Genomic DNA, 16,412 nt, shown 5'->3' with positions numbered 1-16,412 from the left:
AAAAAGGGGCCGCCCCAGCCGGGACGGCCCCCTTTTGTGTGTTCGGAAACGGTGTCAGCCGCCGCCCTTGCGGCCAAGCGCCGACTGCATCAGTCCCTGGCTCTTGCGGTAGAGGCTGGTCATCGCGGCGAAGTCGGCCTGGATCTGGCCCATCTTGAGCAACTGATCTTCCAGCGTCACATTGTTGCCGTCGGGCTTGGTCTCGCTGGTGTTCGCATCGAGCATCATGCTCCCCGCCGAAATCGGCGCGCGCGCGCCGAGTGCGGCCATGCTGCCGGTGATCTGAACCCGCGGTCGCGCGATCCCGGCGCTGCTGGCACCGGCATTGACCAGGTCGCTAAAGTCAGGCGTGCGCACGTCACGCGCCTTGAAACCCGGCGTTTCGCTGTTCGCGATATTCTCGGAAATCACCCGCTGGCGTTCCGAGAGGTGCTTCATGTTGCGGGCGATCCCGCCGATCAGGTCGGTCATGGTTTCAGAACCCTATGGAAGTCGAGGGACCGGAGCCGAGCCGACTCAGCGCCGCCTGGTAGTTGGCGAGCTGCGCCTGTTCGCGCGCGGTGCTTCCGCCCTTTCGGGCGCCCTCGACCATCGCGAGCTTGGTATCATCCCAATATAGCGAGCGATAACCCGTCTGGGACATGGACAGCGCGGATTTGAGCTTGGCGAGCGTCTCTTTCGCGGACTTGGTGTCGGCGATCGACAGCGACGGATTGAGGCCAAGGCCAAAGCTGCCGCCCGGGCGCACCCGCGGCCCCTTGGGGTCGAGCGGTTCCATGCCCGATACGCGTGCGGCGGGAAGGCCGAGCTTTTCGAGCGCGTCGCGGCCCGCCGGACCGGCGATAAACTCGATATCGACCCCCGCCTTGGGCGAAACGCGCAGCATCGCGCCATCGTCCTTTCTGGGCGTGGTCACCAGCGCCTTGGCCCCGGTGATCTTGCGCACCTTGTCGGCCAGCGTGGTCAGCGTTTCGTCCTTGCCGATCGTGATCGTGCGCAGGACGCCACCGGCGACGCGCATCTGGAAGCTGTCACCCGCGCGCAGGCTGGTCCCGGTAGTGAGCTTGAGCGACCCGTCGGGGGTGGCCACACCGCGCCCGAAGCCGAGGGCATCGACTTTGCTCGTCCCGCCCTGTGAGGCGGCGAGGCGGACCGGTTCGGTGCGCAAGGTCGGCTGGCCGAACTGGGTGATCTTCTCGATTCCGCCCGTCGCCGGATCGATCCGCGCGACGAAGCCATCAGTCGGACCGCTGCGCGTCCCGCCGAGATCGCCGGTGGTACGACCGCCCACATAAAGCTTGCCATTGGAAAAGGCGACGCTGTCGACCTGTTCGTTGCCCGCAGTGCCGAGATAGGTCACCGCCATGCCCGATCCGTCTGCGGCGAGACGCGCGACAAAACCGTCGCGGCCACCGCTGGTGCCGTTGACCTGCGCTCCGGGCAGCGCCGAAAGCGTCGTCCCGCCGATCGCGATCGATCCGTCGGGCGCAATCGCGATGGCACGCGCGTCGGCGGTACCCAGATCCACCGTACCCAGGACGGTCGCGGGATTTGCGGGGTCGAGGAAATGCAGCTTCGAAGTCGCGCCTTCCTTGGTGAGGGCAGCGAGGCGGCCATCGGCGGTCATCGCCATTGCCGTGATGCTCTCGTCCCCGGCGCCGGGGAGCTTGACCCGCGCGCTCACCGCGCCGGTGCCGCTGAGCCGGGCGACAAAGGCGTCGCCCCCGCCCTGCCCCGCGCGCCCGCCGACCAGGATCGCGCCGTCGTCGGCGATCGCGATGCTGGTCGCGCGATCCTCACCAACCGATCGGATGCGGCTGGCGAACATCTCGTCGCCATTGCTGCCATAGCGCGCAACGAGCATATCCGCGTCGGCGCTGGTCCCGTCGAAATTGCCTGACACAGTGCCGGCGACGACCACATCGCCATTTTCCGCCACCGTGACTGCCGCGCCCGAGGCGCTGTCGGCGGCACCCAAAGCGCGTTGCCAGACAACATTGCCGAGGCTGTCCATCTTGGTGAGGTACAGATCCTGCGTCCCGGCGGCCCGCAGTTCGTCGAGATCGCCCGACGCGGTGCCGACGACATAGGCAAAGCCATCGGCATCGGTCGCAATGGCGTCGGTGGTGGTCGCCACCGCCTTGGTCGTCAGGCGATCCTTCGCCTCGATCGTTGCCAGCGTCTTGTTGGTCATCGCCGCTTCGGGATCGTCGATGCGCAACACGCGCGCGGCGGTCGGTGTTTCGAGTCCCGTGCGGCCGGTGGCAACGATCAGCGAGGTCTGGGGCGTCGACCTGATCGATCGACACCGTCTCCAGCCCCTGACGGTTGATGCTCATCGCCCAGCCGTCTTCGGTCTTCTTCGGCTCGAAACTGACCTTCCATTTGGGGGTCGGGTCGCCATTGGTGTCGAGCACGACATCGCCATTGGCATCGCGCATCGGAATGTTGGCGATCGCCTGGTTGACGAGATTGGCGATGCTGTCGAGCGTCGGCGGCTCGGGCAACGTACCCAGGTCGATCACCACCGTGTCGATCGAGCTGCCGCGCTCCAGCGTCACCCGGAACCGCTCGGTCCCCGACATTTGCGACAGCACCTCATCGCGTTTCGCGACGACGCCCTTGCCGGTGACGCTGACGCTCAGCCGATCGGTACCCGGCACCACGGCCGCGCTGTCGGCACGCCGCACCGGCTGGCCGAACGACAGCTCCAACTTATCGGATGGCGCCGTGCCCATATAGGTCTGGAGATCGGCCAGCCCCTTGGCGAAGGTCGTGGCGAGTTGCGTTCGCTCCTTCGCGCTCAACCCCGGCTTGGCAGCTGTCTCGGCGAGAAGGTTGAGCCGGTCGAGCGCCTTCCAGGTCGTAAACGCGGTCTGGACATCGGTGGGCAGCGCGCGGTGGCCGGTCAGCGGCTTGTCGATGATCGTGGCAAGACGGCGGATTTCGGCGACCTGGGTCGAAATCGAGCCCGAGGGGCCGGCCTGACGCCAGGGCGGCGTCGTTTCGGGCAAGGTGAACTGGGCCTTGGCCTCACGTACGGCCTTGCTCTCGATCGTCAGGCCCCCCGACGCCGAAAACCAGCTCGTATCGGCACCCAGCAGGGTCAACCCTGCCAATCCCGAATTGATGTTCATCTTGCTGTCCTCACGCGACCGGGAACCCCCTTTCGAGTCCATAATAGAGGGGTCGTGCGCGATCCCGACGGGTTAACCACGAATAAATGCAGGGGACTATAACGATGATGATGACTCCGGTCGTGGAACCGCCAGAATTTAAGCGGTTGAACATGCGCGAGCGTGCCGCCGCGCTGATGCTGGCGCTCGGCCAGGAACACGGCGCCCCGATCTGGGAACAGCTGTCGATCGACGAGGTTAAGGAGCTGTCGCAGAGCATGTCGCAGCTCGGCCGGATCCCGTCGAACCTGGTCGAACACCTGCTCAACCAGTTCCAGGCCGAAATGTCGTCGATGACCTCGTGCCACGGCTCCTACGAGACGACCGAACGGCTGCTCAACAGCGTGCTCGATTCCGACCGGGTCAAGGAGATCATGGAGGATATCCGTGGTCCGTCGGGCCGGACGATGTGGGACAAGCTGTCCAACGTCAACGAAGGCGTGCTGGCTGGATATCTGCGCAACGAATATCCCCAGACCATCGCCGTCATCCTGTCCAAGCTGAAGTCCGACCATGCAGCGCGCGTGCTCGGCGCGCTGCCGCGCGACATCGCGGTCGACGTGGTGCAACGAATGCTGCGCATGGAAACGGTGCAGAAGGAAGTTCTGGCGCAGGTCGAGGCGACGCTGAAGACCGAATTCATGGCCAACTTCGCCCGCGCCCAGCGCCGCGACCCGCATGAAGCGATGGCCGAGATCTTCAATGCGATGGATCGCTCAACCGAGGAAAGCATGCTCTCCGCGCTCGACGGTCGCTCACCCGATTCCGCGGACCGTATCCGATCGCTGATGTTCACCTTCGAGGATCTGGGCGGCCTGTTGCCCGCGTCGATCGCGGTCATCGTCCGCCAGGCCGACAAGCGTCAGATGGCGCTGGCGCTGAAGGGCGCGCCGGAGAATATCCGCTCGCTGTTCTTCTCCACGATGACTGAACGCTCGGCAAAGCTGCTGCGCGAGGACATGTCCTCGATGGGACCGGTGCGCGCGCGCGATTGCGAAGAGGCACAGACTGCCTTGGTCCGCCTTGCCAAGAACCTCGCCGATATGGGGGAGATCGTGCTGGTCGATCCCAAGAGCGACGACACGATGATCATCTGAGGTGCGCCCCATGGATATGTCTTTCAGCACCCGGCCCTTCGGCTTCGACCGCGTGTTCACCGCGCGCGAGGTCAACCGCACCGTCGAACATGACGACACGATCTCGCTGGTCATCAAGATCGAGTCGCTTGAGGACGAGCTGGCGCATTTGCGCAAGATGCAGAATGAAGAGTTGGCGCGGGCGCGCGCCGACGCCTTTCAGGCGGGAATGGACGCCGCCCGGTCGGATCGCGAGACCGCGCTGCTCGCTGCGATGGACGCGCTCCATTCAGAAGTGGAGGGCATGGTCGAGGAGCGCGCCGGTTTCCGAGCGGACACCGCGCGCGAGGCCGCCGAACTGGTGCTGACGGTGGCACAACATCTTGCCGGTCATCCGTTGCTCGCCTCTCCCGCCCAGGCAATCGACGACGCGATTGGCCGCGCGCTGGCGCAGGTCGCACGCGGAACCGAATTGATCGTGCGCGTTCACCCCGACATGGCCGTGCAGATCGAGGAGCGGATCGCGGACCGCCAGGCCAATGACCGCCGCCGCCTCAACCTGCACGTCACCCATGACGCGACCCTGGCGCCTGGTGACGCGCGGATCGAATGGGACGAGGGCGGGATGGTGCTCGACCGGGGAATGCGCGAAGCCGCAGTGCTGCACGAACTCAACAATCTTTTTCCCGTCGACGACAGGAAGGCGGCCTGATCCTCTATACTTAATGTGTCGGACGGCTCGGCTCCCCTGCCCGGCCCCCTCCGCATTCGAACGCCCCCGGACTCCCCCGTCCGGGGGCGTTTTTGCTTCGAGACAACTCCGCTGGATGAGGTGCGGCACCGGTCCGAAACCCACTCGGCAATTTTTTCCCACCGGCAAAACCTGCCGCCCGCGACGCATCTATAATTGATCCGAGGGACATGCCGTCCCGGGTCGCTGATAGGGTGCCGCTTGGAGCAGGTTAAAGGGCTGATCGCGCAATTGGGGGCCAAGCGGCTCATCATCATGGGCGGCGTCGCGGCATTGATCATGGCGGCGCTGGCGATGGTCGCGCTGCGTGGCGAGAACACCACCATGGGGTTCCTCTACACCGATCTTGATCCCTCGGCCGCAGCTGCGATCACCGAAAAGCTCAAGTCGCAGAACGTCCCCTTCGAACTGTCCGCCGACGGCACCGCCGTGATGGCACCGGTCGACAAGCTCGCCGAGCTGCGCATGGCGATGGCCGGCGAGAAGCTGGGCGGCAAGATCGGCTATGAAGTGCTCGACCAGGAACAGCCGTTCGGCGTTTCGGCGAGCCGCGCCAAGATGAACGAAACCCGCGCAATCGAGGGCGAGCTTGTCCGCTCGATCCAGAGCCTCGATGCGGTGTCGGGCGCGCGCGTCCATATCGTCATGCCCGAGCGCGCAATGTTCGCCGCCGAGGCACGCGCGGCGACCGCATCGGTCACGGTCAAGACCAAGGGCCGCCTGCCCGCCGAAACGATTCAGGCGATCCGCTACCTTGTTTCCTCCGCCGTTCCCGAATTGTCGCCCGAATCGGTGTCAATCGTCGACCAGTCGGGTGCGTTGCTTGCTCGCGCGGGCGAACAGGGCGCGGCAGGCGGCGGCAGCGTCGACGAGCGCCAGGCACAGATCGAGGCGAAGATGCGCGAGGAAATCATCGCGCTGCTCGAGCCCGTCGTCGGCCAGGGCAAGGTCCGCGCCGAAGTCGCCGCACAGATTGATCGCGACGCGACCCGCGAGGAATCCAACGTCTATGATCCCGACAAGCAGGTGATCGCACGCCAGGTGACGGTCGAGAGCGACGATCAGAGCCGCGAGAACAACGAAGAACAGGCCGTCACCGTCGGCAACCAGTTGCCCGAGGCGCAGCAGCAGCCGGTCGGCGCGGCGGGTGGCCAGACCAGCCAGCAGGCGCGCAAGGAAAACTCCGAAGACACGACCTATGCCAACAGCTCGACCCGCAGCATCGTCACGCGCGAACCGGGCAAGCTGACCCGCCTGTCGGTCGCGGTCACCATCGACGGCGGTGCGGCCGGCCTGCCCGAAGCGCGCAAGGCGCAGCTGACCCGGCTGGTCGAGAATGCCGTGGGCATCGACACCGAGCGCGGCGACAGCGTCGTGGTCGAAAGCCTGGCCTTTGCCGCCCCTGCGGAACCGGCCGATGCGCAGTCCAGCTGGTACTCTTACTTCACGTCGGACCAGGTGGTTGGACTGCTCAAGATCCTGCTGGTCGGCGCGATCGGCCTGATCGTGCTGCGCATGCTCCGCTCGCGTGCCAACAAGGAGGCGGCGGGCGATCCCGCCGCACCGCCGATGCTGCCGAGCGACAAGAATGCCGAGATGCTGGCCATCGCGCAGCAGGCCGCCGATGGCGACCCCGAGGCACTCAAGCAGCTGGAGGCGATGCAGGGCACAAAGCCCGACGTCCCGCTGCTCGACCACGATGTCCAGCTCAACAATGTCGATGGCCAGATCAAGGCGTCGCATCTGCGCAAGGTGGGCGACATGGTCGCCGGCAACGCGCCTGAAGCGACCGCAGTGATCCGCCAGTGGATGAACGCATGATGGAGACCCCGATGTCCGAAACCGGCGACCCGTTCAGCAGCCCCGAGCCCGGTGCGATGATCGAAACCGACACGCCGCCATCGTTCGAGGAATTCGATCTCGACGGCCCTTCCGCCGAACTCGGCAACGGCACCTCGCTGTCCGCCGTCAACGAAGTCCCGGTGCGCGTTCAGGCGGTGCTCGGTCGCGCCCGCGTGCCGGTCGGCGAGCTGATCCGGATGAAGTCTGGCATGGTGCTCGAACTCGACCGCCGCGTCGGCGAGCCGGTCGACGTCTATGTCAACAACCGGCTGGTAGCGCGCGGCGAAGTGATGCTGGTCGACCACGCACTCGGCGTGACGCTCACCGAAATCGTGCGCCAGGACGGCTGATCATGCAGCTTCGCCTGATGATCGTCGGTGCCAGCAGCGGTCCGTTCGGCGAGGCCGCGCGCATGGCGCAAAGCCTAGGTGCCGAGGTGATGATCGCCGAGACGGCGACCGAAGCGCTTGTGCACCTGCGCGAGACCGGCGCGGGGCTGGTGATGATCGACGTCGACAGCGACGTGCCGAGTTTCATGCGCGCGCTGATCGTCGAGCGGTTCGCGGTGCCCGTCCTCGCCTGTGGCATCGACGCCCCGGCCGAGCGCGCGGTCGCCGCGATCCGCGCCGGCGCGCGCGACTACATTCCCCTGCCCCCCGACCGCGAGCTGATCGCCGCTGCCATCGCGCAGATGGCACAGGCCGATTTCGCGCCGATGGTGGGCGAAGATCCTAGCTGGCTGCGCGCGCTGGAGTTCGCCCGCGCAATGGCACCGGCGCACGCCCCGATCCTGATCAGCGGCGAGCGCGGCACGGGTAAGGAGCGCGTCGCGCACGCCACCCACGCCGCGTCGGGCCGCAGCGGGTTCATCACCGTCGAATGCAACGGCGTCGCCGCCGACGTTCTTGAATCCGAACTGTTCGGACATGCAGCGGGAGCGTTCGAAGGCGCGCTGGCTGGTCGTCGTGGCGCCTTTTCGACCGCGACCGGCGGCACGCTGTTCATCCGCGACATCGACCGCCTTCCCGCCCCGCTTCAGCTGCGCGTGCTGAAGACAATGACCGCGCCGGGTGCGCCCAACGTCATCGCCAGCACGCGTCGCGACCTGGCCGCTCTTGTCGATGCGGGACAGTTTCGCAGCGACCTGCTCGCCCGCTTCGCGCTTGCCACCGTCGCGCTGCCGCCGCTGCGCGCGCGCGGCGGCGACATCCGCCTGCTCGCAGCGACCTTCGCAGCGCGCTTCGCGGCGATGCAGTGCCTGCCCTCGCCGCTGATCGACCCGGCGACCGAAACGCTGCTGACCAGCTATGAATGGCCGGGCAATGTCGCCGAACTGCAGGATGCGATGCACCGCGCGGTGTTGCTCTCGCCCGACGGCTATATCGGGCCGGAGGCGATCGTGCTCGCCGACGGGTCGCGGCTCGCGCCGCCCGCTTCGGCGGCGGGCAAGCCGCTGATCGCGTCGTTCGTCGGCCAGACGGTCGAGGAAGTCGAACGCCAGCTGATCCTCGAAACGCTGGAGCGGTGCCAGGGCAACCGCACTTCGGCCTCGCAGATCCTGGGCATTTCGGTGCGCACGATGCGCAACAAGCTCAAAGCCTTTGTCGAGGCCGGCATCGCCGTCGTCCCGGCAACCTGACGAAAGCTGAATCATGGACTCGATCTCTGCTTTCCTGACCCGTATCGGCGCAACGCGCGACATCGCGCTGGCGGTCGGCGTCATCTCGATTATCGGCATGCTGATCCTGCCAATGCCGGGCTGGCTACTCGACCTTGGGCTTGCGCTCTCGATCACGCTGTCGGCGATGATCCTGATGACCGCGCTGTTCATCGAAAAGCCGCTCCAGCTGTCGTCCTTCCCGACAATCCTGCTGATTGCGACGATGCTGCGCCTCGGTCTCAACCTGGCCTCGACCCGCCTGATCCTGTCGCACGGGCATGAAGGGCCGCATGCGGCGGGCGGCGTGATCGCGGCGTTCGGCGACTTTCTGATCGGCGGGCAGATGGTGATCGGCCTCACCATCTTCGCGATTCTGGTGGTCATCAACTTTGTCGTGATCACCAAGGGTGCAGGACGCATCGCCGAAGTGGCCGCGCGCTTCAGCCTCGACGCGATGCCCGGCAAGCAGATGGCAATCGACGCCGACCTGTCAGCCGGCATGATCACCGAGGAACAGGCGCGCGCGCGCCGAAGCGAAGTTGAGGCCGAGAGCGGCTTCTTCGGTTCGATGGACGGTGCATCGAAATTCGTGAAGGGCGATGCGATCGCCGGCCTGCTGATCACCGCGATCAATGTGATCGTCGGCCTGATCATCGGCGTCGCAATCCATGGCGTCGATTTCGGCACCGCCTTCCAGAGCTACACGCTCCTGACCGTCGGCGATGGCCTGGTTAGCCAGATCCCCGCGCTGATCGTCTCGACAGCAGCCGGCCTGCTGGTGTCGAAGGGTAGCCAGGCGGGCAAGACTGGCGCGGCGCTGGGCGAGCAGCTCGGTCGCTACCCGCAGGCATTCGGCATGGTCGCGGTGCTGATGGGCCTGCTTGCGCTGATGCCGGGCCTGCCGTTCATCCCATTCTTCGCCTTTGCGGCAGCATCGGGCTATGCCGCGTGGTATCTATCGAAGAAGGCCAAGGAGCGCGCCCGCGTTGCCGAGCGAATGGCGCAGGTCGAGGAAGCCGAAGCCGCTGCGGTCGTGGAGGAGCCTATCTCGCGCACGCTCGCGATCGACGCGGTGCGGATCGAGATCGGCTATGGCCTGCTCCCGATCATCAATGACGCAGCGCGCGAACCGCGCCTCGACGATCAGGTCCGCGCGCTGCGCCGCCAGATGGCGACCGAATATGGCTTCGTCCTCCCCTCGGTCCGCATCATCGACAATATGGGGCTGCAGGCGAACCAGTACATCATCTACATCAAGGAGACCGAGGCGGCGCGCGGCGAGATCCGGCTCGATCGTCTGCTGGTGATCAACCCCGGCGAAGGCCCGGCGGGCATTCCAGGCGAGCCGACGCGCGAGCCGGTGTTCAACCTGCCTGCGCTCTGGATCGACCGCGAGCTGCGCGAGGAAGCGGGATTCCGAGGCCTCACCGTCGTCGATGCGGGCACGATCATCACCACGCACCTGACCGAACTGGTCAAGGACAATATCGCCGATATGCTGAGCTACACCGAGGTGCAGAAGCTGCTCAACGAGGTCCATACCGACTCGGCCAAGCTGGTCGCAGAGATCATCCCGGCGCGCATCTCGATCTCGGGCGTGCAGCGTATCCTGCAGAATCTTCTCGGCGAAGGCGTGTCGATCCGCGATGTGCCGACGATCCTTGAGGGTATCGCTGAAGCCGCGCCGATCACCCAGAATCTGACGCAGATCACCGAACATGTCCGCGCACGGCTCGCCCGCCAGATCTCGGCGCATCAGGCGCGCGATGGTTCGATCCCGATTCTGACCCTGTCGCCCGAATGGGATGCCGCATTCGCGGAGAACATCCTGGGCATGGGCGACGAGCGCCACCTCGCGATGCCGCCGTCGATGCTTCAGGGCTTCATCGTTGCGGTCCGCGACACCTATGACCGGATGGCGAACAGCGGGGAAATTCCCTGCCTCCTCACCAATCCCACGATCCGACCGTTCGTTCGCAGCGTGATCGAGCGTGTCCGCCCTGCGACCGTCGTCCTGTCGCAGAACGAGATCCATGCCCGCGCCCGGGTGCGCGCGCTCGGCACGATTGGCTAAGCCGTGCGACCGGAAACCGTCCCACACTTCTATGATCCGTCTATGGTGCCGAACCTTCTGCCCTTTTCCGCGTCCGTCACGACGGGTGCTGGATCGCCCCCGAGCTTGACCGCGATGCCGCAGGCCGATCCCGGATTCGCGGCAATGCTGGGGCTGGGCACGACACCGGTGACGCAAGCGGCCACGGGGAACCCGGTGACGGTTTCGGTGGTGCCCCAGGGCACGACGCCCTATCTGGGCCTCGCCGATGGTGCGGTGGCACAGCCGGTCGAGACCGCGCTGCCCGAATTGCAAAGTATTGCCGATCAGGTAGCAGCGCCAATCGTGCTGGAAGCCGCAGCCGTCGCCCCTGTCGCAACGCCGGTTTCCGAGACGCCCGCAATGCCGATGGCAGCGCCGCTTCCCGATACATCCGCGCTGCCGACGGCGACGCTTCCCGAAGCACACGTCCCGATGGCCCGGCCCGCGCCCTCGCCCGCAGATGAGAGCATGACTGCGCGCGACGCGCCACGCACGATGCCAGAACCCGTGCCTGGACCTGTTCTCGAGACAGTAGCGGCGGTCGACCACCCAGATCAGGGCGCAAAGGCGACCCAGACTGAGGCTGTCCCGATGCCTGTCCCCGTCCCTGCACCTGTCCCTGTGCTGGTCACTGGGCCTGTGCCTGTGCCTGCGCCTGCTAAGAATGGCGATGGCAACGGCGACACCGCGACGACGATGGGCCGTCCCGACACCTCGGTCGACGTAGCGCCCGTAGCCCGATCGAGGCCGGTCGACGCGCTCACGGCCCGGCCCCTCCGGACAGCGCCTGTCGTTCCTTCGCCCGGCGAGTCGGTGACAATCATCCAACCGGTGCACGAGATCAGTGAGCCGAAGGCTGCTCCGGTCGTGAACGACGGTAGCGTGCCGGTCGCCGACAGTCCCCGCCACTTGGCCGCACCGGTGCCGGAAGTACCGATCGTTCCCGTCGCGACCGGCCCCATGGCTGCACCGGTTGAAGCAGCGCCGGTGTTGACCGAAACCGCTGTCGATCCGCTCGCCGTTGCAACCAGCGACGACGCATCTGCAACGCCAGCCCAGCCGTTCGCGCTCGCTGCGGCCAGCCTGGCGGTGCCGACGGTCGAAACCAATCCCGCGCCGCTGCAGCCGCAAGCTGAGGCCGCCGCCGCGCCCGCCCCGGTCGCTCCCCGCGCAACCGAACCCGCACGCACGACCGAACCTGCCGCGTCGGACATCGTGGTCGACATGCCTGTCGATGACGACGCATTCGAGGGCGTGGTGGCTGACGAGCCGATATCCGACGCCGATGCCGATGGCACGCGGGCCAGCGGCAATGGGTCGAGCGACACGATGAACCGGGATGGCAGCCGCCAGTCCGCGCCGCAGCAATCGGCACCAACGCCGCCGCCAATCTCCGCCGGGCCAATCCCTGCCTTCGACCCGCTGGCCGCCCCCCGGTGCCTGACGCCGCACACGCCACCAGCGACGCCGCCGCCGCAGAGCCGCGCGCGCGGGCGAGCGCGATCGGTGAGGATGTCGGCCTGGCGATCGTTCGCCATGCCGATACCGGATCTGGCGAGGTGCTGGTGATCCGGCTCGATCCTGGCGAGTTGGGCAAGATCGAGGTCCGGTTACGGATGGACGAGGCGCGCCAGTTGACCGCCGAGGTGACCGCCGACCAGCCTGCGACGCTCGATCTGTTGCGCCGCGATTCGGACAGCCTGACCCGCGCGCTCAACGATGCCGGCTTCCGCGCCGACGACCAGAGCCTGCGCTTCGACCAACGCGGCTTTGGCCAGAACGACCAGCAGTCCCAGCAGGGCCGCCGCGTCGCAAGCCGCGCCTATCTCTCCGAAGACGATGCAGCAGCATCGTCAATCCCATCCCCCGTCCAGGTCCGCAGCTCGGGCCGGGTCGATCTCGTCGCCTGAAGGAGCCGATCATGGCCGTCGACGCCGCCACCGCAGCCAATGCAGCGACCAGCACCAATGCTGGCAACGCCCTGTCCAAACTCGCCGCAGATTCGACGATGTTTCTGAAGCTGCTCACCACCCAGATGCAGAATCAGGATCCGATGGATCCGATGGATACGTCGGAATATACCGCGCAGCTGGTCCAGTTCTCCCAGATCGAGCAGTCGATCCAGCAGAACGCATCGCTGAAGTCGATCCTGACCGCGCTCACCTCAGACAATCTCGTCGGCGCGGCGTCAGTGGTCGGCAAGGTCGCGAGCTTCGGTAGCGACCAGGCGGGCCTGACCGCCGACAGCCCGGCGCAATGGACCTATGCCACCACCCGCCCCGCAGACTCGGTCGTCGCGACGATCAAGAACGCATCGGGCGCAACCGTCCACACGATCAACCTGACCGGATCGGAAGGCGAACTGGTCTGGGACGGCACGCTCCCCAATGGAACCCGCGCGCGCGACGGCGAGTATAAGCTGGAGATCGCCGCCAAGGACACGACCGGATCGAGCGTGCCGGTGTCGATCTCCGCCCGCGGCCTCGTCAAGGAAGTGGCGCAGGACGCATCGGGCATGACGTTCCAGGTCAACGGCGTATTCTATAACGCTGCGACGCTGGTCCGCCTGACGCAGTAATCGGCGCAGACAGGACCGGGCGCGATGCCGAACCTCTATAGTGCACCCGGAGCGTGGACGCCGATCGCCTTCTCCCCTGCTGGCGATCGGTGCCACGCTCCGACCTTCGAGCTTTGAGGGTTCGTTAAGATGGGACTGGCAATCGGAGAGGCGCAAACCGCGCCGATGCACCGACCACCCCTTCCTCCCGCCGCGTCCAACGCACAGTCGCTGCCGCTAGCGCAGTATGAGCAGCTGCGCCGTCAGATTCCCTGGCTCTACCTCCTCCTCTTCGCCAATGCCGGTACGCTGGCGATCAGCCATGGCGATACTGCAAGCCGCTGGATCGCCCAAGGCATCCCATTGATCCTGGTCGGGATCGCGGTGCTGCGGATGATCCACTGGCTGCGCGCGCCGACACCTGCCGAACTGAGCGAAGCGGAAGCGGCGCGACGCAACCGCCGTACCCAGATCGTCGCACTCGCGATTGGCGGCGGGTTCACCATCTGGGTGATCGCGCTCGACTGGTTCTCGGCCGGGGCGATGCGCGGCCATGTCGCGGTCGCGCTGGCGGTAACCCTGCTCAGCTGCATGCTCTGCCTGATGCATGTGCCGCGCGCTGCAGCAATGCTCGCGGCGGCGGTCGTCACCCCCTATGCGCTCTATTGCCTGAGCACTGGCAGCCTTCCCGCGATCTTCACCGCGCTCAACATTGCGCTGGTCACCGCCGTGATGTCCAAAATCCTGATCGGGTCGAACCGGATGTTCGTCGACCTAGTCCAATCGCAACAGGCATTGCGTGACGAGCGGTCGCAGGCGAGCCGGTTGAGTGACGAGAACCAGCTGCTGGCGCAGACGGATTCGTTGACCGGCCTCCCCAATCGTCGCCATTTCTTCGCCCGGCTCGATGCCTGTCTGACCGAGCGTGAGGCGAATGGACGCGCACCCTTTTGTGTCGGTGTCCTCGACCTCGACCGATTCAAGCCGATCAATGACACATTCGGCCACGCCACCGGCGACCGACTGCTCAGCGAGCTGGGCCGTCGGCTGTCGGGATTCTGTGGCGAGGAACTGATGATCGCCCGGCTGGGCGGCGACGAGTTCGGTATCCTGATCGACGGCGACGCATCGACTGCCCGCGCACGGCTGGCGGGTCTTCGCGAGACGATCTGTGCGCCGATGATGATCCACGACGCGTCGTTGCGCGTTGGATGTTCGATCGGGCTGGCGGTCTACCCCGATGCCGGGCGCAACGCCCATGCGCTGTTCGACCGGTCCGACTATGCGCTGTACCACGCCAAGTCGCACGAGCGCGGCGAGTGCGTGATCTTTTCCGCCGAGCATGAGGCGATGATCCGCGATGAGCTACAACTGGAGGCTGCATTCCGCGCCGCCGACCTGAGTGCGGAGTTGTCGCTGCTGTTCCAGCCGATCTACGAAACGCGCAGCATGACGCTGGCGAGCGTCGAGGCCCTGGCGCGCTGGCATTCGCCACAATTGGGGCTGGTGATGCCCGACCGGCTGATCGCGATGGCCGAGCGGCTGGGGCTGATCAATCAGGTGACGCTAATCCTGTTCGCCAAGCTCCTCGCGAAGGCCGAACGCCTGCCAACAGGGGTCGGCGTATCGTTCAACCTGTCGGTGCACGACATCGCATCGCCAGAGACGATCCGCGAGCTGACCCGGATGATCGTCGCGAGCGGGATCGAGCCGGCACGACTCACTTTCGAGATTACCGAGACCACGTTGATGTCGGACATCGACGGGGCACGGACAGTGCTGGAGCAGCTGCGCGCATTGGGGGTGCGCGTCGCACTGGACGATTTCGGCACCGGCTATTCGAGCCTGGGCATCTTGCACCAGATTCCGCTCGACATCCTCAAGGTAGACCGCAGCTTCGCCGCAGGGATGACCACCCAATCGGGTCGCGCGATGATTGCGGCGATCCGCGGACTGGCCCATTCGCTGAGCCTCGACTGCGTGATCGAGGGGATCGAGACCGAGGCACAGCTGATGGAGGCGAGCTTGCTCGGCTGCCGCTATGCGCAGGGCTATCTGCTCGGTCGCCCCGCACCGATGGGCAGCGTGCTGCGCGGCGAGCGCGAGACTGCGCCTGTCGCGATGCCCGCAGCGGAACGGCCACGGCTGTTGCCTGCCGCGACCCACCTGCACTAACGCTCAATCCCCACACCGTTTGCGCTGAGCGCGCCGAAGCGCCATCCCTGGTGTCGGGTCAATGGAAGATGCTGCTTTCTCAGCGCGAACTGCTCCAGGATTCAGCCCTCGCCGCGCGCCTCCAGCATCCGGATGATGCCCGAAAAATCCATCCCGGCATGGCCCGCATCGGCGAACTTCGCATAGAGCTCCGCAGCACGCGCCCCCATCGGCGTGTCGGCGTGGACCGTTTCGGCCGCCTCCATCGCCAGCTTCAGATCCTTGAGCATCAGCCCGACCGCGAAGCCGCCTTGATAATCGTTGTCGGCGGGCGATTTGGGGCCGACTCCGGGCAGTGGCGCGTAGCTGGTCATCGACCAGCTCTGCCCCGATGAGACCGAGCTGATGTCGTAGAAGGTCTGCGGGTCGAGCCCGAGCTTGCGCGCGAGCAGGAACGCCTCGCAGGTCGCGACCATCGTCGCGCCGAGCAGCATGTTGTTGCAGATCTTCGCCGCCTGTCCCGCGCCGTTACCACCGGCATGGATCACCGCCTTGCCCATGTCCGACAGGAACAGCTCCGCGCGTTCGAACGCCGCATCGCTGCCGCCGACCATGAAGGTAAGCGTGCCGCCAGCCGCCGCCGCGATCCCGCCGGAGACGGGCGCGTCGACCGCCATCAGCCCCTTGGCCGCCGCCGCATCGGCGACGCGGCGCGCGGTATCGACGTCGATGGTCGAACAATCGATCAGGATCGCCCCGGTATCCGCCGCGCCGAACACGCTGTCGGCATAGACCTGTTCGACATGCTTGCCGGCGGGCAGCATGGTGATGACCGCCTCCGCGCCCTGCGCCGCCTCGGCCGCGCTCGCCACGGGCAGGCATCCGGCAGCCTTGGCGCGGGCGAGCGCCTCTTCGCTGAGGTCATAGGCGCGCACGTCATGCCCCGCCTTCGCCAGGTTCGCGGCCATCCCGCCGCCCATATTGCCGAGACCGATAAATCCTACGCGGGCCATTGCGGCGCTCCTCTCATCTTTCGTCACCCCAGCGGAAGCTGGGGTCTTCTGCCGCACGAAACCCCAGCTTCCGCTGCGGTGACGGCAA

Annotated in this window: 13 protein-coding genes; 10 read left to right on the top strand and 3 right to left on the bottom strand. The window is 66.3% G+C overall.

Annotated features, from left to right (window positions below):
• Window positions 1–54: 54 nt before the first annotated feature.
• Both LRS08_RS15895 and LRS08_RS15890 read right to left on the bottom strand, forming a co-directional pair.
• A complete protein-coding gene (locus LRS08_RS15895; RefSeq protein WP_257842776.1) occupies window positions 55–471 on the bottom strand; it encodes a flagellar basal body protein in 417 nt (138 codons plus the stop codon).
• Between the two features lie 4 nt (window positions 472–475).
• Entirely contained in the window at window positions 476–2,194 is a 1,719-nt protein-coding gene (locus LRS08_RS15890) for a hypothetical protein (protein ID WP_260480940.1), read from the bottom strand.
• 1,047 nt (window positions 2,195–3,241) lie between these two features.
• On the opposite strand from LRS08_RS15890, the gene fliG reads away from it, so the two are divergent.
• The 10 genes from fliG (at window position 3,242) to LRS08_RS15840 (ending at window position 15,332) form a co-directional block, all read left to right on the top strand.
• Entirely contained in the window at window positions 3,242–4,273 is a 1,032-nt protein-coding gene (fliG, locus tag LRS08_RS15885; protein WP_257842778.1) for a flagellar motor switch protein FliG, read from the top strand.
• A gap of 10 nt (window positions 4,274–4,283) precedes the next feature.
• Window positions 4,284–4,964, top strand: coding sequence for a FliH/SctL family protein (locus tag LRS08_RS15880; RefSeq protein ID WP_257842779.1), 681 nt, complete (start codon window positions 4,284–4,286; stop codon window positions 4,962–4,964).
• 240 nt (window positions 4,965–5,204) lie between these two features.
• Window positions 5,205–6,824: a flagellar basal-body MS-ring/collar protein FliF gene (gene fliF / locus LRS08_RS15875; protein WP_257842780.1), complete on the top strand. Its 1,620-nt coding sequence runs from the start codon at window positions 5,205–5,207 to the stop codon at window positions 6,822–6,824.
• On the top strand, window positions 6,821–7,195 hold the full coding sequence (gene fliN, locus LRS08_RS15870; protein ID WP_260480939.1) for a flagellar motor switch protein FliN: 375 nt from the start codon (window positions 6,821–6,823) through the stop codon (window positions 7,193–7,195). The genes fliF and fliN overlap by 4 nt, the downstream gene beginning before the upstream one ends.
• A gap of 2 nt (window positions 7,196–7,197) precedes the next feature.
• On the top strand, window positions 7,198–8,484 hold the full coding sequence (locus LRS08_RS15865) for a sigma-54-dependent transcriptional regulator (protein ID WP_260480938.1): 1,287 nt from the start codon (window positions 7,198–7,200) through the stop codon (window positions 8,482–8,484).
• A 13-nt stretch (window positions 8,485–8,497) separates the two neighbouring features.
• Window positions 8,498–10,579 carry a flagellar biosynthesis protein FlhA gene (flhA, locus tag LRS08_RS15860; RefSeq protein ID WP_257842784.1) on the top strand — a complete coding sequence of 694 codons (2,082 nt, stop codon included), beginning with the start codon at window positions 8,498–8,500 and terminating at the stop codon, window positions 10,577–10,579.
• A 105-nt stretch (window positions 10,580–10,684) separates the two neighbouring features.
• A complete protein-coding gene (locus LRS08_RS15855; protein WP_257842785.1) occupies window positions 10,685–12,169 on the top strand; it encodes a hypothetical protein in 1,485 nt (494 codons plus the stop codon).
• Window positions 12,166–12,510 carry a flagellar hook-length control protein FliK gene (locus LRS08_RS15850; RefSeq protein ID WP_257842786.1) on the top strand — a complete coding sequence of 115 codons (345 nt, stop codon included), beginning with the start codon at window positions 12,166–12,168 and terminating at the stop codon, window positions 12,508–12,510. Before LRS08_RS15855 ends, LRS08_RS15850 begins: the two co-directional genes overlap by 4 nt.
• Window positions 12,511–12,521: 11 nt before the next feature.
• Window positions 12,522–13,178 carry a flagellar hook assembly protein FlgD gene (locus LRS08_RS15845; RefSeq protein ID WP_257842787.1) on the top strand — a complete coding sequence of 219 codons (657 nt, stop codon included), beginning with the start codon at window positions 12,522–12,524 and terminating at the stop codon, window positions 13,176–13,178.
• 129 nt (window positions 13,179–13,307) lie between these two features.
• Window positions 13,308–15,332 carry a putative bifunctional diguanylate cyclase/phosphodiesterase gene (locus tag LRS08_RS15840; protein WP_257842788.1) on the top strand — a complete coding sequence of 675 codons (2,025 nt, stop codon included), beginning with the start codon at window positions 13,308–13,310 and terminating at the stop codon, window positions 15,330–15,332.
• Between the two features lie 101 nt (window positions 15,333–15,433).
• Here LRS08_RS15840 and mmsB read toward each other — a convergent pair whose 3' ends face one another.
• A complete protein-coding gene (mmsB, locus tag LRS08_RS15835; RefSeq protein ID WP_257842789.1) occupies window positions 15,434–16,351 on the bottom strand; it encodes a 3-hydroxyisobutyrate dehydrogenase in 918 nt (305 codons plus the stop codon).
• Between the last annotated feature and the right edge of the window lie 61 nt (window positions 16,352–16,412).

Origin of the sequence: Sphingomonas sp. J315 (assembly GCF_024666595.1) — a bacterium.
In the GTDB taxonomy this organism is placed as follows: Bacteria; Pseudomonadota; Alphaproteobacteria; order Sphingomonadales; family Sphingomonadaceae; genus Sphingomonas.
This window is presented reverse-complemented; position numbering and strand designations above follow the sequence as displayed.